The organism is Planococcus sp. ANT_H30 (assembly GCF_008369335.1).
In the GTDB taxonomy this organism is placed as follows: domain Bacteria; phylum Bacillota; class Bacilli; order Bacillales_A; family Planococcaceae; genus Planococcus; species Planococcus kocurii.
The window spans coordinates 1,103,632-1,125,876 of record NZ_VOBJ01000001.1 but is presented as its reverse complement, the minus strand read 5'-3'; the positions used below and the strand labels follow the sequence as shown (position 1 = coordinate 1,125,876).

The 22,245-nt window shown below is 42.3% G+C and carries 18 protein-coding genes and 1 riboswitch; of the genes, 15 read left to right on the top strand and 3 right to left on the bottom strand.

The window, feature by feature from the left end; genetic code table 11:
* The first annotated feature begins 26 nt into the window (after positions 1–26).
* On the top strand, positions 27–3,074 hold the full coding sequence (locus FQ085_RS05295; RefSeq protein WP_149456089.1) for an efflux RND transporter permease subunit: 3,048 nt from the start codon (positions 27–29) through the stop codon (positions 3,072–3,074).
* Between the two features lie 547 nt (positions 3,075–3,621).
* A complete protein-coding gene (locus tag FQ085_RS05290; RefSeq protein ID WP_058384162.1) occupies positions 3,622–4,833 on the top strand; it encodes a NupC/NupG family nucleoside CNT transporter in 1,212 nt (403 codons plus the stop codon).
* 671 nt (positions 4,834–5,504) lie between these two features.
* Here the strand turns inward: FQ085_RS05290 and FQ085_RS05285 are convergent.
* Positions 5,505–6,443: a nuclease-related domain-containing protein gene (locus tag FQ085_RS05285; protein WP_082707583.1), complete on the bottom strand. Its 939-nt coding sequence runs from the start codon at positions 6,441–6,443 to the stop codon at positions 5,505–5,507.
* Positions 6,444–6,998: 555 nt separating this feature from the next.
* Here FQ085_RS05285 and FQ085_RS05280 point away from each other — a divergent pair.
* Positions 6,999–8,297 (top strand): NCS2 family permease, encoded by a 1,299-nt coding sequence (locus FQ085_RS05280; RefSeq protein WP_149456088.1) that lies wholly within the window; start codon positions 6,999–7,001, stop codon positions 8,295–8,297.
* Between the two features lie 92 nt (positions 8,298–8,389).
* The gene (locus FQ085_RS05275; RefSeq protein ID WP_008498283.1) at positions 8,390–8,575 is read left to right on the top strand and encodes a hypothetical protein; all 186 of its coding nucleotides are present in this window, start codon (positions 8,390–8,392) and stop codon (positions 8,573–8,575) included.
* Between the two features lie 52 nt (positions 8,576–8,627).
* On the opposite strand, the gene FQ085_RS05270 is transcribed toward FQ085_RS05275, so the two are convergent.
* Both FQ085_RS05270 and FQ085_RS05265 read right to left on the bottom strand, forming a co-directional pair.
* Positions 8,628–9,515 carry a MerR family transcriptional regulator gene (locus FQ085_RS05270; protein ID WP_058384164.1) on the bottom strand — a complete coding sequence of 296 codons (888 nt, stop codon included), beginning with the start codon at positions 9,513–9,515 and terminating at the stop codon, positions 8,628–8,630.
* A 135-nt stretch (positions 9,516–9,650) separates the two neighbouring features.
* Entirely contained in the window at positions 9,651–10,850 is a 1,200-nt protein-coding gene (locus FQ085_RS05265) for an MFS transporter (RefSeq protein ID WP_149456087.1), read from the bottom strand.
* A gap of 418 nt (positions 10,851–11,268) precedes the next feature.
* Here FQ085_RS05265 and scpC (FQ085_RS05260) point away from each other — a divergent pair, with 418 nt between their 5' ends.
* From scpC (FQ085_RS05260) to FQ085_RS05210, 11 genes are all read left to right on the top strand, one after another.
* Positions 11,269–12,771: a succinyl-CoA:acetate CoA-transferase ScpC gene (gene scpC, locus FQ085_RS05260; RefSeq protein ID WP_149456086.1), complete on the top strand. Its 1,503-nt coding sequence runs from the start codon at positions 11,269–11,271 to the stop codon at positions 12,769–12,771.
* 99 nt (positions 12,772–12,870) lie between these two features.
* On the top strand, positions 12,871–13,515 hold the full coding sequence (locus tag FQ085_RS05255) for a LytTR family DNA-binding domain-containing protein (protein ID WP_149456085.1): 645 nt from the start codon (positions 12,871–12,873) through the stop codon (positions 13,513–13,515).
* A 288-nt stretch (positions 13,516–13,803) separates the two neighbouring features.
* Positions 13,804–15,327, top strand: coding sequence for a succinyl-CoA:acetate CoA-transferase ScpC (gene scpC / locus FQ085_RS05250; protein ID WP_058384168.1), 1,524 nt, complete (start codon positions 13,804–13,806; stop codon positions 15,325–15,327).
* A gap of 269 nt (positions 15,328–15,596) precedes the next feature.
* Positions 15,597–16,670 carry a dual-specificity RNA methyltransferase RlmN gene (rlmN, locus tag FQ085_RS05245; protein ID WP_058384169.1) on the top strand — a complete coding sequence of 358 codons (1,074 nt, stop codon included), beginning with the start codon at positions 15,597–15,599 and terminating at the stop codon, positions 16,668–16,670.
* Positions 16,671–16,879: 209 nt separating this feature from the next.
* Positions 16,880–17,437, top strand: coding sequence for a hypothetical protein (locus FQ085_RS05240; RefSeq protein ID WP_058384170.1), 558 nt, complete (start codon positions 16,880–16,882; stop codon positions 17,435–17,437).
* Positions 17,438–17,558: 121 nt separating this feature from the next.
* A riboswitch (TPP riboswitch) is annotated at positions 17,559–17,662 on the top strand.
* 128 nt (positions 17,663–17,790) lie between these two features.
* Complete coding sequence (tenA, locus tag FQ085_RS05235) at positions 17,791–18,474, top strand: thiaminase II (RefSeq protein WP_149456084.1); 684 nt, start codon at positions 17,791–17,793, stop codon at positions 18,472–18,474.
* 1 nt (position 18,475) lies between these two features.
* The gene (thiM, locus tag FQ085_RS05230) at positions 18,476–19,261 is read left to right on the top strand and encodes a hydroxyethylthiazole kinase (RefSeq protein WP_149456083.1); all 786 of its coding nucleotides are present in this window, start codon (positions 18,476–18,478) and stop codon (positions 19,259–19,261) included.
* Complete coding sequence (gene thiD / locus FQ085_RS05225) at positions 19,258–20,103, top strand: bifunctional hydroxymethylpyrimidine kinase/phosphomethylpyrimidine kinase (RefSeq protein ID WP_149456082.1); 846 nt, start codon at positions 19,258–19,260, stop codon at positions 20,101–20,103. The genes thiM and thiD overlap by 4 nt, the downstream gene beginning before the upstream one ends.
* Positions 20,087–20,740, top strand: coding sequence for a thiamine phosphate synthase (thiE, locus tag FQ085_RS05220; protein WP_149456081.1), 654 nt, complete (start codon positions 20,087–20,089; stop codon positions 20,738–20,740). The genes thiD and thiE overlap by 17 nt, the downstream gene beginning before the upstream one ends.
* Positions 20,737–21,225: an energy coupling factor transporter S component ThiW gene (gene thiW / locus FQ085_RS05215; RefSeq protein ID WP_149456080.1), complete on the top strand. Its 489-nt coding sequence runs from the start codon at positions 20,737–20,739 to the stop codon at positions 21,223–21,225. Before thiE ends, thiW begins: the two co-directional genes overlap by 4 nt.
* An 88-nt stretch (positions 21,226–21,313) precedes the next feature.
* Positions 21,314–22,177 carry a YkuS family protein gene (locus FQ085_RS05210; protein WP_149456079.1) on the top strand — a complete coding sequence of 288 codons (864 nt, stop codon included), beginning with the start codon at positions 21,314–21,316 and terminating at the stop codon, positions 22,175–22,177.
* The last annotated feature ends 68 nt before the right edge of the window (positions 22,178–22,245 follow it).

The following is a 22,245-nucleotide window of genomic DNA, read 5'->3' as shown; positions in this document are numbered from 1 at the left end:
TACAAAAATGCAGAGGAGACAGGCCAATGAAATATCTATTAGATCGAAGCAAGTTATTCATATTTTTAATTTTAATCTTATCGATCGTTGGGGCATATGTCTTTATCACATTACCGCAACGTGAGATTCCGGAAACCCCATCAAGCCTTGTTTTAATTTCAACAATTTTGCCAGGTGCAGGGCCTGAGGAAGTGGAAACGTCCATCACCAATCTGCTCGAGCGTGAAATCCAACAAGTAGATGGCATTGCATCGCTGCAATCCGTGTCTGCCAATTCTGCTTCCATCATTACATTGGAAATAGAAGATGGTGAGAATCCGGATGAGTTAATCAACAGCATCCAGCAACAAGTAGGAAATGCGACATCAGGATTTCCTGATAACGCATCAGAAACAACGGTGGAAAAACTAGATTTAACTTTCCCCTTAGTGTCGTACATGTTCTATGGGGATAAAGAAGAACTGAAAAGTATGGAAGATGCGTTAGCCACGCTTTCTGAAGAAGTAGAAGCCGTTTCAGGAGTTGCTGGAACAACGGTTATAGGATTAAACTCACAGCAAGTTCTAATTGAACTCAATAGTGAAGAACTAGCCGCTAATGGGCTTCAGCCATTTGAAGTACTTCAATCGCTTCAACAAGCAAATCAGCCATTGTCACTTGGTACACATGATAATGGCAACGAGCAAGTGAGCCTAACTGTGCAACAAGGTCAAGGCATCGACAAACTAAAAGAACTACAAGTAGGTGCAGTAGCAGTACCACTTGAAGATGTTGCAACGATCGAGACGATAGATCAAGAAACAGAAGACATTGTAACGTTTGAAGGCGAAGACGCCATTTCGTATACGGTCTTTTTGCAAACGGCACAAGACGTTCCTTCTGTAGATGATAAGGTCTCTAAAGTTATTGAAGAATTTGCAGCTGATCTTCCAGCTGGCGTTCAAGCCGAAAAATATGAATCTCAAGCTGATAATGTGAATGAAATCTTCGACAGCCTATATGTTTCATTGGCCATCGCTGTCTTAGCTGTTTTGATCGTCACAACAGCTGGATTAACGTTGTATGGATCTTTTGCAGTCGCGTTAACTGTCTTAGCTTCCGTACTCATCGGGATGATCCCAATTCCGTGGTTAGGCGTTGACTTGAACCAAATCTCAGTGATTGGTCTCATTATTGCCATCGGTATTTTAGTCGATGACAGTATTGTTGTTAACGATAATATTCAGCGGCGTTATAAGCTAGGGGATTCCGCTCGCGATGGAGCGATTACCGGCGTCCGTGAAGTATACCCGTCGATTATTTCTTCTAGTTTGGCAATTGTCGTGACATTCTCTCCATTGTTATTGCTATCAGGCGGTAATGGTGCGTTTATCAAGGCCTTGCCAAGTATTTTAATTACGACAATATTAGCTTCAACGGTGCTGTCGATTACACTTGTACCCATGATGCAATATTTGAAAACGAAACGAAGAGCAAAGAAAATTTCAGATACCCCTGGATTCTTAGGGAAACCACTCGAGAAAATTGCGTTGTTTTATTCGAATAAAGTATTGCGTGGCGTATTAAAACGCCCTCTACTTGTTGGCGTCGGAGGCTTGTTAGTCGCGACAGGATTATTATCTCTTGCGCTCTTTACGCCTTTTGAATTTTTCCCAGCAGCTGACCGTGAAGAAGTAACGATGAACGTCCGCCTTGCAGAAGGCACAACGATTGAAAATACGGATGAATTTCTTGCTAACTTAACGGAAGAAGTCAAATCTGAAGATGATAACATTGCTGAAATTTCAATCTTTTCAGGTGAAGGATTACCAAACTTGTTTGCCTCTTCAATGAACAACACAGGAGGCAACACCGGTCAAGTGGTATTCCGTATTGATCGTGAGCAAACAACCGCTTCGGACTTTATCGATAAATGGCAGCCCGAGTTGCGTGAACGTTTCCCAGAAGCCGAAATTTTCTTGGATACGATTGTACAAGGGCCACCTGCAGGAGCTCCAGTTACAGTGGATATTACAGGTGAAGATATTGAAGAATTGGCGTCTATACGCGATGGATTAAAAGCGCAATTGTTGGCAGAAGGCGCTACGATTGTTACCGATAATTTAGGAGCTGCGGTTCCAGCGATTGAGTATGTACCAGATCAACAGGCGCTACAAGAAAACAAAATCGCGCTTAGTTCAGTGACCAATCAACTCCAGCTGTTGACACAAGGTGTGCCTCTTTACACCATTTATGAAGGTCAAATGCCATACCAAGTGTTCTTGAAGCAATCAGGCATTGACGATGGTCAACCAATTGACTTGTCTCAGTTTGAAGTTCCGGCGCTTAGTGAACAAGGACCACCGACATTGGTGCCGATGAATGAGTTGCTAACACCAGAAGACACAACGAAATTGTCACAGGTACCGCATAAAGAAGGAGACCGTTCGATTACACTTCGTGCATTTGGTGACATTGATGACTTTGAAAATGAAATGTTGGCTGTCATTGACAAAGAGCGTGAGTCATTGACAGATGGCTACGAATTATCGACAGGTGGAGAAAACTCTGATCAAGAAGCTTTCTTTGCTGAAATTGGTCTATTGTTCTTAGTTGTCATTTTGTTAGTGTACTTAGTTATTGCTTTCCAGTTTAAATCGTTTAGCTTACCATTCCTTGTGTTGATCGCTGTTTACTTAGGTATTTCTGGTGCAATTCTTGGATTGTTCTTAACACAAACACCGCTAAGCTTCCTTGGCGTTATGGGAATTGTTTCCCTGACAGGGATTGTTGTGCGAAACGCAGTTGTGTTGATTGACTTTGTAGAAACACGTCGTCTATCAGGAGACTTTGATATTAAGGAAGCCATTGTCGAATCAGGCTATGCCCGTATCAAACCAATCCTTTTGACAACTATCACGTCAATCATCGCACTCGTGCCAGTCGCCTTATCAGGAGATCCATTATTTGAACCATTAGCCATTACAATCATTGCAGGACTTGCATTCTCAAGCTTGTTCACACTGGTGATGATTCCATCACTTTACTTGGTATTTTACCGTGTGAACCGTCGCAGAAATCAAGTGACAGAATAACAATAGACTGCGCAGCCTTTGGGTTGTGCAGTTTTTATTTGAATGATGAGTATTTGGAAAGTGAGCAGATCAGTAATGAAGTAACGTTGATCGAAAGAGTGAGTTATAAAGGGGGTTCAACAGAACAAGCAGGTGACATGGCGAAAGCTTCGTTTTTGCTAGTGCGTAGGGCTGAGTCTTTCCGGCAATGCTCAATCCGATTCTGCGCGCTACAGTTTCACCTCGTAACATGAATAACTTAAGCCATACTGTGAATACGACAGACAAAGAATCAGATTTCAGGTGCTGGAGTGAACATACGAAGTATTATCGGAGTAGTTTCAGCTTTTTTTCTAAGAAAATGACTTACTTTAATGAAAGAAGAGACTGAAAAAATGAAACAAAGCGTGTCACAGCGGGATAGGTGGACAATGTATGCGTTATCATTTTGTCGCACGATAGTCATTTACTTCTTTCACTAGATTTGGTAAGATGTCTGACGACAGTAGAGTTAAACAATGTATTTGCTTAATTTTCTGATAAAAATATATATAGATGAGGTGAAGTTGTGAATTTATTGTGGGGCATCTTTGGCGTATTCGTTGTTCTTGGAATCGCCTTCTTATTATCAAGCGGCAAGAAGTCTATCAAGCCACGGACAATTCTCGGCGGATTAGCCATCCAGATTACATTTGCATTTATGGTACTAGAATGGGAATTTGGAAGAAAAATGTTGTTAGGTCTTTCGAATAAAGTCCAAAATGTAATTGACTATGCAGGTGAAGGAATTGCTTTCTTATTTGGTCCAGCGGCTGACATTGGTGGATTTGGATTTGTTTTTGCCTTCCAAGTTTTGACAATCATCATCTTCTTTTCTTCTTTAATTTCAGTACTATATTACTTAGGTGTTATGCAAATTGTCATCAAAATTCTAGGAGGCGCATTATCGAAGCTTCTTGGAACGAGTAAAGCAGAGTCAATTTCAGCAGCAGCGAATATTTTCGTTGGCCAAACAGAAGCACCGCTAGTCATTCGCCCCTTTATCGCGGGGATGACCAAGTCCGAATTATTTGCAGTTATGACAGGGGGACTGGCTTCTGTAGCAGGTTCTACTCTGGCGGGTTACGCACTTCTTGGTGTACCGCTTGAATATTTGTTAGCTGCCAGTTTCATGGCTGCTCCAGCCGGGTTGATCATGGCTAAAATCATGATGCCGGAAACAGAAGAAGTCGAAGAAAAAGAGTTTGTTATGGAAAAAGACGAAGCTTCAGTTAACGTCGTAGATGCAGCAGCACGTGGTGCGTCTGACGGTCTTCAATTGGCGTTAAATGTGGGCGCGATGTTACTTGCATTTATCGCATTAATTGCTTTACTAAATGGTGTACTTGGCGGCATCGGTGGATGGTTCGGTTTTGGTGGTTTGACTATCCAAAGTATTTTAGGCGTCATTTTTGCACCGCTTGCATGGGCAATTGGTGTACCTTGGGCTGAAGCAGTCCAAGCGGGTAGCTTTATCGGACAGAAGCTAGTACTTAACGAATTTGTTGCGTATTCAGCTTTTGCTCCTGAAATTGCCAACTTGTCACCTAAAACGGTCATCGTTGTCAGCTTTGCTCTTTGCGGATTCGCAAACTTAAGCTCATTGGCAATCTTACTTGGCGGACTTGGTGCGATCGCACCAAGTCGTCGTTCAGATATTGCTCGTCTTGGCATGCGCGCCGTTGCGGCGGGTGTACTCGCTTCATTATTGAGTGCAGCAATTGCCGGAATGTTCGTGTAAAAAATAAACTAATGAGGGCCTGCAGCTATTGCAGGTCCTTTTTAGGTTTTGAGGCGAATAGCTGCGGCATATGCACGCTCGGGGAGAAATACGCACGTTCGGGATGCAGATATGCACGTTCGTGGAGAAATACGCACGTTCGGGATGCAGATATGCACGCTCGGGGAGAAATACGCACGTTCGGGATGCAGATATGCACGTTCGTGGAGAAATACGCACGTTCAGCGAAGGCTTACGCACGTTCGTAGAAAAATACGCACGTTCAGTGAAAAAATTAGATTTTAGTGCTTTTCGCCAGCGAAAAGCGAGGCATCTGGATTTTGGTTTGTGTGTGTGAGGCGAATGAAGGGTGAGCGGCGAATAGCTGCGGCATACGCACGCTCGGGGAGAAATACGCACGTTCAGTGCAAAAATTAGATTTTAGTGCTTTTCGCCAGCGAAAAGCGAGGCATCTGGATTTTGGTTTGTGTGCGTGAGGCGAATGAAGGATGAGTGACGAATAGCTGCGGCATACGCACGCTCGTGGAGAAATACGCACGTTCGGGATGCAGATATGCACGTTCGTGGAGAAATACGCACGTTCAGCGAAGACTTACGCACGTTCGTAGAAAAATACGCACGTTCAAAAAACTCAGCAAAAAAGCTTCCCACTCTAACGGGAAGCTTTTGCATTATTCTCGTATGCAATACGAGGAGGCTTTTGATTCTCCGGTTTTCTCTAAATCCAATTGACCAAGCAACCTGGTGGCAACCGCACGTGATGCGAATCCGCAGAAATTACGAAGCTTTTGATTTGTTATGGTCGGCCCTACAAACGTGAAATATTCTTGAAGAGCCAAAAGGTGCGCAGATGCGTCTCGTACTCCGCAATAATCGCAAACCCAGCTACGCTTGTTCCGTTGCATCGTAAAAGCTTTGCAAGTTTGACAATAGACGCCAGGTTGTAAATCTATTGGATCAATAAAATAGTAAGCGCACAAAGGGAGTTTTTTATAAGGGGTTTGATTGGTCAAAATCAATTTCTTGAGTTTGGTCAGTTTTATCATTTCGGCTTCGAGGGGGAAAGCCTGTAGAATTTTCAAAAGGTATTCGATCATTTGGTAAGTCTTACAACTAGCAACACCGCGTGGTTTGGAAATAAATTCACTGTCTTTAGCGGTGAAAACAACCAAGCCAGATACGGGTAAATTAATTTTATGCAGTTTAAAATATTGTGTCAGAAAACGAATATGCTTATTCAGCTGGATTTTCGGATTTTCCATAACCGTTTTTTCTCCTGCGGAATTAATACGGAAAAATTCATCCGTCTGTTCATCAAAATGGAGTTGGCCACTAATGTTTTTAGACTCAATGATGATTACGCAACGCTTAGTCAGCAATAGACCATCCATTTGGACAGACCAGTTGTCGATTTTCAAGTTTACATCCCATAAGATATGAAACTCTCCTTCAAAATGGAATTCATTGAATTTCTTCTGCATCCGATTTTCTCCACGCTTTCCCGCCGTAATCCAGTAGAGCTCCCTTTCAAGAAATTGCCGTTGTGGATGGTGACAGCTAAGCCTTGCTAGAAGTAACGTTAAAGCATCTGCTTGTGTTAATAAACTAATTTTTTTCGTTATGTCGTTCCCTCCTTTGTGTGAATTACTTGAATTATAGCACTCGCAGCTTTCTTGCAAAAGCTTATTTTTAAAACCCTAATTACCGGCTTTTCGCGAGCGAAAAGCGATAAAACCAACTAGTTTTTCGGGGATACGCAAGGTCGTGGAGAAATACGCACGTTCAGCGAGGGCATCCGCACGGTCGTGGAAAAATACGCACGTTCAGCGAGGGCATCCGCACGGTCGTGGAGAAATACGCACGTTCAGCGAGGGCATCCGCACGGTCGTGGAAAAATACGCACGTTCAGCGAGGGCATCCGCACGGTCGTGGAGAAATACGCACGTTCAGCGAAGGCATCCGCACGGTCGTGGAGAAATACGCACGTTCAGCGAAGGCATCCGCACGGTCGTGGAGAAATACGCACACTCACATCCCAAATACCCACCCGCCAAGCGAAACACCTTGACAGTGCCTTCTTTTTAGATTACACTCCTACCTTGGCTTACCTATTTCGATAGGCAGAGCGGGTAGGGAGAGGGCTAATTTAATAGAAGGTTATGACGATGTTTAATTGGATGGATCGGTTTTTCGGTCTTCAGGAAAATGACACGACAGTTAAGCGTGAAATGACAGCGGGCTTAATCGGCTTTTTTACGGTGGTCTACATTATTGCCGTCAATGCGCTGATTTTGTCGGAAGCCGGCATGCCGCTTGAAGCAGCAATTGTTGCGACGATTGTGGCGTCGGTCTTTGGCTGTTTGCTCATGGGCTTTTGGGGCAATGCACCGATTTTGTTAGTGCCAGGTATGGGCATTAATGCGCTATTTTCGTACACGATGGTTCAGTCTATGGGCTTGTCTTGGCAGGAAGCGCTAGCGGTAGTGTTTGTTTCCGGTGTGATTTTTGTGGCGGTGGCTTTTACGCGTTTTGCGAAAATGCTGAGTGCCGCCGTGCCGCATTCGCTGAAAGAAGCCATTACTGTCGGGCTCGGCTTATTTCTTATGCTGATTGGTCTAGAAAAAGGCGGCATTGTTGAGCGTGGCACGAGTTCGATTTTGGCACTTGGTTCACTTGCGGATGCGCATGTATTGGCCACTGTTTTGACGGTTATTATTGCGGTAGTGTTGTTTATTCGCAATGTGCCAGGGAATTTCCTGATTACCATTGTTGTGGGAACAGTCATCGCGGCGTTTTTCGGCCTTATCGACTTTGGCAGCATGAACGAGTCGTCGATCAACGCGACAGAAGCTTTTGCAGTATTTGGGGCTTTGTCTTTTGGCAATATCCTGTCCACCACGTTTTGGGTTGCGGTATTTTCTCTGACCATGGTGCTAGTGTTTGAAAACATTGGGCTGGTTCATGGGCAAGTGGCGTTTATTGAGCGCCCTGAGAAATTCAGTCGTGCTTTTCAGGCAACGTCTGTGTCTGCGATGACGTCGGGAATTTTTGGTACGAGTCCAACTGTAGCGACAGTTGAAAGTGCTGCGGGCATGACAGCTGGCGGCCGGACGGGATTAACGTCGATTACGGCGGGATTGTTGTTTTTGGTCGCTTCGTTTTTCATTCCGGTCATCAAGCTGATACCAGATAGTGCAATTGCGCCAATCTTAATCATCATTGGTTTTTTGATGCTGCAAAACATTAAAAGCCTTGATATGACCGATATGACGGAAAGCTTTCCAGCGCTTTTAATTGTGGCGTTGATTCCGTTTACGTACAGCATTGCCGATGGAATCGCGATCGGCTTTATTATGTACCCGATTTTAAAAATCGCTGTCGGTAGAGGACGCGAAGTATCTCCAACGCTCTACGTCATCGCTAGTTTATTCCTGGCGAATTTTGTTTTTCATTATTTAGGATAAACAATAGATGGTCACGCACTTGCTGAGCAAGTGCGTTTTTTTCTGCAGCAGTGTACAATAAAGACAAGAAGATCTAAAAGGAGCGGATACAGATGAAATACAACAAATCCAAAATGGAGCAATTGGTCAGTGATCATCCGGAATTGAAAAAACGGTTGAAAGTGCTGAAGGATGAGATGGAGCTTGAAAAAGGCTTTGCGTTAAAAGCGCTTTATCACTCAGAAGTCACAGACAACGGACCATACCAAAAAGACTACCAAGATCTTGATTGGCAATAAAACACAAAAAAACTCCCTCAATTTCATTATTGAGGGAGTTTTTGGATAGGTGTCAAAATTTTTGGTCATCTAACCACTGCTGCCAAACTTTTACATCGCTACCTAAATACCAGCGATTTTCTTTAGTTTGTTCGCAGTCCACACCTTGCCCACCAAGAACAAAATGCATTTCTGGATTTGCCTTGGCTAAAGCGTCGATATAGTCATTGGCCAGTGGCAACATCTTAGGAGAAGCGATGGACATACAGAGTAGTTTGAAATTTTGTTTAGCGACCATTTCCTCTAAGCCTTCAAGAGGCGTATCCGGTCCAATGTAAACTACGGAAAAACCGTTCTCGCGTAAGAACAAAGTAAACAGCAGTAAGCCAAGCTGGTGCTGTTCACCGCTTGGGCTAAGTGCCATGACTTTTGGCAAGTTTGGGGAAATTGGGAAAATGCGGAAAAACTGATTAAAGCGTTGTTGAACGATATGGGTAATCATGTGTTCGTGAGCAACACTAATGATGCCGTTCTCCCAAGCCTCTCCAATTCGCACCATCAGTGGCGCAATAATATAAAAAAAGACTGTTTGATGATGAAATAAAGAAAAATGCAAATCCAACAAATAGTTAAAGCGTTCCGTATCCATTTCGGCAGCGGCCTGAAAAAGTTGATCAATTTGTTCGCCGTATTCCAATGTCTCTCTGTTAGGAAGTTCGTTATTCGGAACAATAAACTTCTTGCGTGAAGCATGTAGTTTTTTTACAGCTTCACTTATCTTCATGCCGTTGCCTTGTACTTGTATTTTTAGCCATTTCAAATCTTCCAGATTTTGATCCGAATACAAGCGATGTCCAGATTCTGTTCGGGCAGGAGTAATCGCACTATAACGCGTTTCCCAAGAACGAATTGTCACTTTCGGCATATCTAAAATTTTGGCAGCTGCTTTAATGTTATACATAGCATTACCTTCATTCTATCTATAGATTTATCGTGCATGTTGTACAAATATTATACAACGTATCGTTAGAGCCGTAAAGCAGGACACCGTAAGTGATAAAAACAACAAAAACGAACTCTCTGGTGAGAATCCGTTTCAGATAACTGCCGAATTTTTTGCGGCACGTGAGCGTTGCCAAGCTGTAGTAATCAACAATGTGATCAGTAACATAATCAGTCCTAAAATGAATGGATAGACAATATTAATATCGTAAAGAACGCCTGCTAGTAAAGGACCAATTACGTTTCCGATACTCATATAGGCATTGTTCATGCCCATCGCAAAGCCAACTTCACCATCAGCCATTTTGGAAATCAGTGTATTTAAGACAGGTCGTAAAATAGAAGTAGCAAGGAAAATGATTAGCGAAACAGCAAAGAACATAGCATAGCTTCCAGCAAAAAGAGACAGCAAAAAGCCAAATGCAGCGACGCCAAGAAATGCAACCAAAATGGACACTTCACCATAACGGCGAACAATCCGATCTACAACAAATAATTGCACAATTACACTGACGACGCCCGTTGCAGTAATCATAACAGCGATATCTTTCGCCGTGGAATTGAACTGATTGTCTAAATACAAACCAACTACTGATTCGTAGGCTAGCAAACCAAAGCTCATAACGAGAGTAATGATTAACGGAATAAAATACGGCATCTTGGTGGAGCGGCCAATTTTAGTGAACATAGATTCTTCATCGGTTAACTTTGCAGCCAGTGAAGGATTGGCATCTGTAGCGTCGTGTTCTTTCAACCAAATGACAGAAAAAATAGCAGCTCCTAGTGATACGAGTGCTGAGACGAGAAAAGGTAATTTTAAGGTGTAATCGGCTAAAAATCCACCAATTCCAGGTCCAACCACAATGCCGAGCGACATCGCTGCAGAAACCATGCTCGTTCCTTTTGCGCGCTGGTCGAAAGTGGTAATGTCTGCGATATAGGCAAAAATCGCTGGAATCAGCATCGCTGCCCCAACGCCACCGATGACACGAGAAAAATACAAAATCCAAATAGAATCAGAAGCATAAAAAACAAACATGGAGATGGTTAATCCAAATAAACCGTAAATAATCATTTTTCGGCGACCGTATTGATCGGCCCATTTACCAGCAACTGGGGAAAAGATAAATTGGGAAGCGGCAAAAATAGCAATCATCAGGCCTGCTGCCATGCCGCCTTGGTCGATTGAGACCAAGTACGAAGGCAGAATCGGAATAACAATTCCAAAACTTGCAACCGCGATAAACATATTAATCATTAAGATGAAAATCTTCTTTTTTTGGTCTGCAGACATGTTGCGCACCCTCTTTTCTTCTATATGTTCGTACAAATTTGTTTTCTATAACTTTTCTATGTTATTTCAGTAGAAACTTGTTGTCAATGGAACAGTCTTGCTATATTTTCCATCTGTTAAATCCATAGAAAAGAGTAGTGAAATCGAAATTTACGTTAACTAAGAAAAGACTCCACGTGTTAACAAGACAAGAATTTCGAGTACCCACAAAAATTCATAAGCTTGAAAAAATTACATTTTTTGATTGCAAGAATAAAGAATTAATTTAATGAAATGTTCTTGTGTTTTGTTGCAGGACTGTGAAGAATAGCAGGAAAACTCTGTATTTGGAAGCTTAGTATAGAGTCGATGAACCAATGAATAAGATATAATTAATGTATAGGCTAACAAAAACTAAAGCCTCCGAAAGGTGATAAGGATGGACAATAAACTTCATCGTATCAAAGCTATCGAATTACAGGACCGAGTGGTATCTGCGGATGAGGCGGCGTCTTGGATCAAAGACGGAATGACGCTCGGATTAAGTGGATTTACACGTGCGGGAGATGCTAAAGCAATTCCTTATGCATTGGTTCGCCGCGCTGAAACAGAGCAGTTTAAAGTAAATGTTTTTACTGGGGCTTCTTTAGGTTCAGATGTCGATAAATTAATGGCAGAAGCAGGAATTGTGCACAAACGGTTGCCGTTTCAAGCAGATCCGGCTATGCGCAGAAAGATAAATAATGGGGATATGCTGTTTGTTGATCACCATTTATCACAAACGGCTGAATGGATCCGGGCTGGAGTCATCGAATCAATCGACTACGCGGTTATTGAAGCATTGGAGATTACAGAAGACGGCATGATTATTCCAACGACGTCGGTTGGCAACTCTTCGGTTTTCGTCAAGCACGCCAAAAACGTTATTATAGAAATCAACCTTTCGCAGCCTCAACTGTTTAAAGGCGTACACGATATTTATGAACCTGAAAAACAAGGTCAGCGTTCGCCGATTCCTTTGGCACATGTTAGTGATCGAATCGGAACAATCGGGATACCCGTGGATCTTGAAAAAGTCCGAGCGATCGTCTTTACTGATCAGCCGGATTCTCCTTCAACTATTCTGCAACCGGATGACGACACCGAAGTGATGGCTCAACATCTCCTGAATTTCCTGCGCTCGGAAGTCGCATCGGGACGCTTGACTAATCAGCTTGCTCCTTTGCAGTCGGGAATTGGTTCGGTCGCAAATGCTGTTTTGCACGGTTTAATTGATTCGGAGTTTGAAGACATGGAAGTCTATTCAGAAGTTCTTCAAGATGCTGTTTTTGACTTGATTGATGCTGGGAAAGTGAAATTTGCTTCCGCTTCGTCGATTACATTGTCTAAAGAAAAAATGGATCAGGTGTTTGGAAACTTTGAAGAGTATCGTGATAAAATCCTCTTGCGGCCACAAGAAATTACGAATCATCCCGGATTGATTCGCCGACTTGGGTTAATTTCCATTAATACAGCATTGGAATTTGATATTTATGGCAATGTCAATTCAACGCATGTCTCAGGCAGTAAAATGATGAATGGCATTGGGGGTTCTGGTGATTTTGCCCGCAATGCACGTCTCTCGATATTTGTTACGAAATCGATTGCCAAAGGCGGCATCATCTCGAGTATTGTGCCATTCGCCACGCACGTTGACCATACTGAGCACGATGTCGACATCGTTGTGACTGAACAAGGGTATGCAGATTTACGTGGGCTCGCTCCGCGTGAGCGGGTTCCTCTAATTATTGAGAACTGCATGCACCCAATGTACCGCGATCAAATGCGCGCTTACTATGAGGAAGCACTATTACGTGGTGGACAAACGCCTCATGTACTGGAAAAAGCATTTTCATGGCATGCAAATTTAACAACTAACGGTACGATGCTTCTACCGGAGTAGCCGTATAGACCAGTCCCTTTAAAGGGCTGGTTTTTCTATTTATAGAAGAAAGCTAGTTCATGTATAATTAGAAGGATGAGTTTAAACAGGAGGATTCGAATGGAAAGTTTTACGCTAGGTTCTCTATTGGATGTCATGGGAGAATTATTCTCTGACGAAATTTCAATAGCCGTTACAAATACAAAAGAATATATTTACTATCGTCCAAGTAAGCGAGTAGATTTAAAAATCAAACCAGGCGATTTGGTTAAGTCTGGAACGATTGCACACAAAGCATTGCTGGCAAATCAGAAAACGTCTGAATTCATTAATCGTGAAATTTTTGGTGTTCCATATCACGGCATGGCTGTACCTTTTGAACATGAAGGTAAATTGCAAGGATGTGTCATGGCCATTTATCCGGCATTTACTGAAGGGAAGTCAGTGGTTACTGTGAAAAGTCCAGATGGCTGGAAGCCGATTCCTTTTACAGAAGTGAAGTATTTGGAAGTCAAAGATCGCAAAACCCATGTTCATGCAGAAGGCTATTCGGGCACCAATAAAAACTCTCTTCAGGAATTTGAATTTATACTGCCACGTGAATCATTTATCCGCTGCCATCGTTCATTTATTGTTAATGTGCATCATATAGAAGAAATTTACCCAGATACACATTCCACATTTGTTTTGGCAATGAATAACGGAGCACGAATCCCCGTCAGTCAGTCTTATTCTAGCTATTTCCGAAAACTTTTAGGGTTTTAAGAAAAGCGCATGTCCGCGAAAAGCGATCATGCGCTTTTTTTTTGGCTTAAAAAAATGCTGTTTGAGACAGCTGTTTCTCTGCTTTGAGACAGTTAACGCTTGTCCATGCTGTAAAACTCAGTTTTTTAACAGGATAAGTTAAAATTATCTAATAATTAAAAGATAGTCGATAATGACATGCTCTACCCTTTTTTACGTGAAATCCGATTTTAAACTGAGCGTACGCTCATGAAAACGCTTTATTTTAAAAAAGTCATTAAAATTAATAGTGAAAGAGAGTGATCTACAATGGAACAGAAAGTTAATCGAATCAAAGCCAAACAGTTGCAGGAGCGAGTAGTGACACCTGAAGAGGCGGCTTCATGGATACAAGACGGCATGACACTTGGACTTAGCGGGTTTACGCGTGCTGGAGATGTGAAAGCGGTTCCTTTCGCTTTGGTGAAACGTGCAGAAAATGAAAGCTTTAAAGTGAATGTTTTCACAGGCGCTTCGTTAGGCTCAGATATCGATCGATTGTTTGCAGAAGCGGGGATTGTCAACAAACGTTTGCCATTCCAAGCAGAACCGGCAATGCGCAAAAAAATTAATGACGGCGAAATGCTGTTTGTCGATCATCATTTGTCACACACGGCAGAATGGGTTCGTACAGGCGTTACAGAACCGATTGATTTTGCTATTGTAGAAGCGTTATCTATTACAGCAGACGGCATGATCATTCCGACAACTTCTGTTGGAAATTCGGCAGTGTTTGCGAAACATGCTAAAAACATCATCGTTGAAATTAATATGGCACAGCCCCAATTATTTGAAGGCTTGCACGACATCTACGATACAGGCAAACAAGGTGAGCGCTTGCCAATTCCAGTAACCGCTGTTGATCAGCGCATTGGCACAGTTGGTATCCCGATCGATATGGAAAAAGTGAGAGGCATTGTTTTTACTGAACAATTGGACTCTCCTTCAACTATCGTGCCACCTGACGAAGATACAGAAATTATGGCTGGCCATTTGCTTGAATTTTTACGTGCTGAAATTCGTGCAGGTCGCTTAACAGAAAGCTTGGCTCCTTTGCAATCAGGTATTGGATCTGTAGCGAATGCCGTTTTACACGGAATGGTTGATTCGGAATTTAAAGATTTACAAGTATATTCGGAAGTCTTACAGGATGCTGTTTTTGATTTGATGGATGCGGGTAAAGTAAATTTCGCATCTTGTTGCTCAATTACATTGTCCGAACCGAAAATGAAACAAGTTTTTGGGGAATTTGAAAACTACCGCAACAAAATTATTATGCGTCCACAGGAAATTTCCAATCATCCGGAAATTATCCGCCGTCTCGGACTCATTTCGATTAATACCGCATTAGAGTTTGATATGTATGGAAATGTTAACTCGACGCATGTTTCAGGCACTAACATGATGAACGGCATCGGCGGATCAGGTGATTTTGCGCGCAATGCTCGTTTGGCGATTTTTGTAACAAAATCAATTGCCAAAGGTGGAAATATTTCAAGCGTCGTTCCATTTGTCTCGCATGTTGACCACACAGAACACGATGTGGATGTCGTTGTCACGGAACAAGGCTATGCAGATCTTCGTGGCTTAGCACCGCGCGAACGCGTGGAAGTTATCTTGAAAAACTGTGTACACCCATCGTATCGTGCACAACTTCGCGCGTATTACGACGAAGCGCTAACACGCGGTGGGCAAACTCCACATGTCTTAGAAAAAGCGTTCTCTTGGCACACGGACTTAGCAAAAAACGGTACCATGCTACAGAAAAAACAGCAGGCAGCCGTATCTGTGTAAAATAGTTTGGAAATAAAACGCTTCTATAAAAATCAATGAAACCAGGTCTGCTTAACAGCGCCTGGTTTTATTGTTTCCAATAAGCTTCAATTAAATAGGCAATTCCGTATAGGAAAGATCCTTCTTTTTACCTTTTTTTATTTTTGAAATAGGCGGTATAAAAGCATTTATTAATCAGATTTTTCTGTCTAAACAAAAATAGTTGTTGTCAAGCGTTATTTTTAGTATTATAATAAGCAATTGTGAAATTTGAAATGAGGGTTCTTTAAATGAAAAATTCCATCTATGGATTAACGATAGACCAGTTAAAAGACTGGTTTTTAGAAAATGGTCAGAAAAAATACCGTGCGGAACAAGTATGGGATTGGTTGTATATAAAACGCGTCACTGAATTCGCAGAAATGAACAATCTGTCGAAAGACTGTGTTCAGTTGCTAGAAGACAACTTTGCGATTCGCACGTTGAAAGAAACAGTGAAGCAAGAATCTGCAGACGGCACGATTAAGTTTCTTTTCCAAATGCAAGACGGTAACTTGATCGAAACGGTATTAATGCGTTTTAAATACGGAAATTCTGTTTGTGTAACCACACAAGTGGGTTGTAACATTGGCTGCAGTTTCTGTGCCAGCGGACTATTGAAAAAGAGCCGCGATTTAAACGCGGGCGAAATCGTTGAGCAAATTATGCAAGTGCAAGCGCATTTTGACACACAGCAAAAAGAAGAACGTGTGAGTCACATCGTCGTAATGGGTATCGGCGAACCATTTGATAACTATACGAATTTGATGGGCTTCCTAAACATCGTTAATTCTCAAAAAGGTTTGGCTATCGGAGCTCGACACATCACCGTTTCAACAAGCGGTATCGTGCCAAAAATTTACGATTATGCAGATGAAGGCTTACAAGTAAACCTGGCAATTTCAATTCATGCACCGACTAATGAGTTGCGTACGCGTATTATGAAAATCAATAAAGCATATCCAATCGAGAAATTGATGGCTGCGATCGATTATTACCTAGAGAAATCCAACCGTCGCATCACGTTTGAGTATATTTTATTGCGTGACGTCAATGACCATGTAGAAGAAGCGCATCAATTAGCGAAATTGCTAGAAGATAAGCGTCACTTGTCATACGTGAACTTGATCCCGTACAATTCAGTTGATGAGCACGATCAATATCAACAAAGTACACCAGAAGCCATTAGTGCTTTCTACGATGCATTGAAGAAAAAAGGCATCAACTGTGGCGTACGTCACGAGCAAGGCGCCGATATCGATGCTGCTTGTGGACAGTTACGAAGCAAGCAAATCAAAAAAGAGAAAAAAGAAGTAACCGTTTAATAAGCAAAAACGTTCCTGATTTTCAGGAACGTTTTTTTATGCTGAAAACAAACTATTTTAAACAATGGTCTTTCAAAAAATACTTTTTTAGTAAATGAAACTTTCTGAACATTAAGAACGTATGAATCTTAGTAGCACGAGTAATTTATCTAATCGATTATTTTTGGTCAAAAGTTTATAAATAATGGGTTAAGAAAGGAAGTGGGGGATTGAAGAAAGTTCTGTGTACAGTAATTTTGCTTGGAGCAGTCACCTTAGCTAGTTGTAGCGGCCTTTCAACACACGAAGATGATGAAGTAGCCGCTATTGTAAATAATCATGAAATTACAATAGGGGATTTACGATTTTTATATCCTGACGATAGCGCATTAGATTACTTGGATTCAGCAATAGCTGTAGAGTTGATCAAACAAGAGGTACAGGAAATGAACCTTGATATTTCTCCACATCTTACAGGAGAAACAACCTCGGAAGAATTTGAAAAACTTCCTCCAGCGAATACAAAAGATGAAGGTGGAAAGCAAGTGCGTGCGTATGCTATCGCTCAAGCTGAAAAACTAGATATGTCACCCGAAGAATTCCAAAAGCAATACGGTAAAAAAATTAATGAACAAAATGCTTATATCAATACGTATCTTGAGGAGAAACTAGGGGGAGGAAACGTTAATGATCTAACATGGATGGATGACTTTGGGGAAGACTATAATAGGTTAGTAGAAAAATTAGTCGAGAAAAATAAAAATGACATTGACGTGTTTATTAATTAATGTTTTTGGAGAACACCATTTAGAAGTACACGTAGTTCTATACCAAACCAGCAAAAAGAATTGTATAAAGACTATAGAATTAGTAGAATCTATGATATAGTGATGTCGAAAACATAATTAAAAACACCACTAGGGGAGCCGGATATCGGCTGAGATGAGCATAAGCTCGGACCCTTTGAACCTGATCTGGATCATACCAGCGGAGGGAAGTGGCGGAACGTCTGCTATTTTCTTATCGACTGCATACGCCGCTTCCCTTTATTGGGGAGCGGCGTTTTTATTTTGTGCAAGAAAATTGACCGTGCCTGTCAGAGCAAGGCACGGAAACTAGATACAGAAAAGGAGATAGGAAAATGACATTTTGTACAGAAGTGAGAAAAGAATGTAACAGTTTATGGCAAGCAAGTTTTGATCATCCGTTTGTAAAGGGAATTGAAGATGGGACATTACCAGTCGAGATATTCCGTTTTTATGTCATGCAAGACGCTTATTACTTATCCCATTTTGCTAAAATTCAGGCACTCGGTGCGTCTAAAGCAAAGGATATGGAAACGACGCAACGCTTTGCAATTCATGCGACACATACCAGTACAGCCGAGCTATCGTTACATGAATCATTTATGAAAATGTTAAGTGTTACGGAAAAAGACTGGTCCCAATTCGAACCTTCACCTACAGCGTATGCGTACGTCTCTCATATGTACCGCGCATCTGCAGGGGAATTGGCAGATGTATTAGCAGCCATATTGCCTTGTTACTGGTTGTATTACGAAATCGGTGAGCGATTGAAACATGCAAAACCGGATCATCCGATTTATGACCGGTGGATTGAGACTTACGGGTCCGAAGAATTTGGTGAACTGGTCAACGAACAAATTGAACGGATGAATCAGTTGTCAGAAGACTTGCCAGAAGCACGCCGTAAAGAATTAAAAGACCATTTCCGCAAAAGCAGTTATTATGAATTGAACTTTTGGGATCAAGCCTGGAGACAAGAATCCTGGTCTATAGAGCCAACTAAAAAAGTAGGTGTTTAACATGTTTCAACAAATAAAACAAAAAAACCCGTTGGTTCATTGCATCACAAACCATGTAGTTTCGAATTTTCAAGCGAATGGTCTATTGGCAATAGGCGCTTCTCCAATCATGGGAGAAGCGCCTGAAGAAGTAGAGGAACTCGCTGGATTAGCACAGGCAGTGTCATTAAACATTGGAACTTTACACGCGGAGTCGCTGAAAAGTATGCTGATCGCTGGAAAAAAGGCAAACCAATTGGGCATCCCGGTTGTTTTAGATCCTGTTGGAGCAGGAGCAAGTAACTTCCGACTCCATGCTGTTCGAGAAATTTTAGAGACAGTTGACGTCAGCGTTCTTCGCTGCAATGCAGGAGAGCTCGCAGCTGTAGCGGGTAAAGAGTGGCAGTCTAAAGGTGTTGATGCCGGAGAGGGGCTTCTAGACGTTAAAGAGCTTGCTATGTCTACTGCGAAACAGTTGGGCTTGATTGTAGCGGTCACGGGCAAAATAGATTGTGTGACAGACGGAGACTGTGTTAATGAAATTCCTTTTGGAAGTCCGATTATGGCTTCGATTACAGGAACAGGCTGCTTACTGAGTAGCGTTGTCGCTGCAGGTCTTGCTGTTGATTCTGAAAATCCGTTAGAAACAGTGAGCGCTATTTTGCGATATTTTGCGATTGCTGGTGAACTAGCTAGTCAAAGCGTGAGTCTCCCTGGAGATTTTCAACTTGCTTTCATGAATAGACTAGCCAGTTTAACGGACGGCGAAGTCGCCGAACAAATTTATTTACAGGAGAGAGTGCTATGACAAAAACACCGCAAACTTTAACGATTGCTGGATCCGATTCTGGAGGAGGGGCAGGCATTCAAGCAGACTTGAAAACGTTTCAAGAGCTGGATGTCTATGGCACCTCTGTTATTACGGCCGTAACCGCTCAAAATACGATGGGTGTTTCCGCTATCTACCCAATGTCGGCACAAGCCGTACACATGCAATTAGAAGCGGTAGCTAGCGATTTTGAACTAACGGCTTTAAAAACAGGTATGTTATTCAATTCTGAAATTATTAAAGAAGTGGCAACCGCAATTCACAAGTTCGACTGGAAAAATGTCGTTGTGGATCCCGTCATGATTGCTAAAGGGGGCGCGGATTTATTGCAGCAAGAAGCAGTAGATGCAGTGAAAACGCATTTATTGCCACTGGCATTACTCGTTACCCCAAACATTCCAGAAGCAGAAGCTTTGACGGGCATCCCCATTACAAATGTTAGTAGTCGTCAACATGCAGCTGAAAAACTTTTGTCACTAGGTGCGAAATCCGTCGTTATTAAAGGTGGCCATGCAATGGATAGAGACTATGCAGAAGACTATTTTTTGCAGGCAAATGGGGAATCGTTCGTGTACCGAGCAGCTCGGATTTCAACAAGACAAACGCATGGTACTGGCTGTACGTTTGCAGCGGCTGTGACAGCAGAGCTAGCAAAAGGTCAGCAACTAAAAGACGCTATTTTTACGGCCAAACAATTTATTCAAGCGGCTCTTAGTGAACCACTGAATATTGGACAAGGTCATGGACCCACAAACCATGCGGCATATAAAGCTAGGATAGTAGATAAGAGGGAGGCACATAAAATTGAAGTTTTCTACTAAATCATCCATCTATTTTATTATGGGTTCAAAAAACTCAGGAGTTCGAGACCCTTTGCAAGTAGTCGAGGCAGCATTAAGAGGCGGCATCAACCATTTCCAATTGCGAGAAAAAGGTGATGGTGCATTGACGGGTTCAGCACTACTTGAATTTGCGTTACATTGCCAGCGATTATGTCGTGAGTACAGCGTGCCGTTTATTATCAATGATCAAGTCGAGCTGGCATGTAGTATTGGAGCAGATGGTGTTCATATCGGTCAAGATGATGCAGCGACGCAAAAAGTTCGTCAACTGATCGGAGCCGACAAAATTTTAGGCGTTTCTGTTCATTCTGTAGAAGAAGCTAAAATTGCTAGTAGAGAGGGAGCAGATTACGTTGGAATGGGTCCGATTTTTGGAACAGTTTCAAAAGCAGATGCCAAAAAACCGGCTGGCGTCAAAGAAATTTTAGCAGTTAAAAATGAATTGCCTAACTTACCGATTGTCGGCATCGGCGGCATTACTGCTGAAAATGCCCATCAAGTTTGGCAAGCAGGCGTTTCAGGAATTGCCGTTATAACCGCAATCACAGAAGCAGCGGATATTGCAGAGCGCATTCAACTGTTACAAGCGCCCTGCAAAGAAGAGCATAGAACATGACAACGAAAAAAATGGTCGTTATGGCGATGTTTGTGGCGATTGGAGTGGCAGGTTCTGCTTTTGTTTATTTTCCAGCAGGAATTGCTCGAGCCTATCCAATTCAGCACGCGGTCAATGTGATTGCAGCAGTTCTCCTGGGGCCAGGTCCGGCTGTATTGATTGCCTTTATGACCGGGGTCATTCGAATACTAACGGGAACCGGCTCGTTATTGGCTTTTCCTGGTGGAATGATTGGAGCTTGCCTAGCCGGCATTATGTATGCCAAGTTCGGTAAGATTTGGCTAGCTGCTCTAGGAGAAGTAGTAGGCACTGGACTCATTGCTTCACTAGTAGCGGTTCCTTATGCACAGCTTTTCCTTGGTACTGAATTTGGCGCTTTATTTTTTGTGCCACCTTTTTTTATTTCCAGTTTGTCTGGTGCCGTGTTAGGTGTTGTGTTGGCAACGCGTCTCATGAAGGCTCAGACTCCAAAAGCCTGGCAGTAAATCATTGAGCTTTCTAAATGTGTTTATAACTTCGTAAATAAGGGAAAATGAAAGATATAGACATTTAGAAAAAGGGAGTGGACAGAATATGGTGAAAATTGCAGTCGAGCATCCATTTACATCGGTACGTGAAGCGTTAGAGAAAAAGGGGTATCAGGCAGACATGCTTGAAGACAAAGTAGATTCTACTGATTACGACGTTATTGTTGTGAGAGACCAAGCAGATTTAGCTGACTATCACATGAGCGTGTCACTTGTCGAAGCTAAAGGCCGTACATTATATGAAATCGTGGAAGAAGTAGAAGAACGTCTTGTGCGCGGTGGGAAAATTCAAGAGCCGCAACCAACTGAAGCTGAACGAAAAGAAAGCGGTGGCGGCGGCGGCGGCTTCTTAGCTGGCGCAGCAACTGGTGTAGTTATTGGAGCCGCAGCTGGATTGTTATTCGCACCAAAGAGCGGCAAAGAACTTCAAGAAATCGTTAAAGAAAAAGCAACGGCTTTAAAAGAAGACAACGCTGAAGGTTCAGGCGGCGCAGTAGATCAAGTGAAGGACAAAGTAAACCAACTAAAAGAAAAAGCAAGTGATTATACAGAAACTGCTAAAGATAAAGCAAGCGATTATACCGAAAAAGCGAAAGACAAAGCTGACGAACTCAAGGCAAAACGTGTAGAAAAACAAGAAGAAAAAGAAGTTGAAAAACAAGAAAAAGCTATTGAAAAAGAAGTGAAAGAGCAAGAAAAAGCAATGAAAAAAGAAGAAAAAGAGCAAGAGAAAGCTGAAAAAGAACACGAGAAAGCTGAAAAAGCAGTAGAAAAAGAAATCGAAAAAGCTAATAAAGAAGCCGACAAAGAAACAGGCGGCACTGAAGTGGTCGATTTAAAAGATGCAACGATCAAAAAAGACAATGCTGGCAACGTAACAGTTAAAGCAGACAACCCTAACAAAAAATAATGATAAAAAGGTGCCCCCCGACTTAGTTGGAAGGCACCTTTTTTGATTTCAATTTGTGGTCGTTTAGT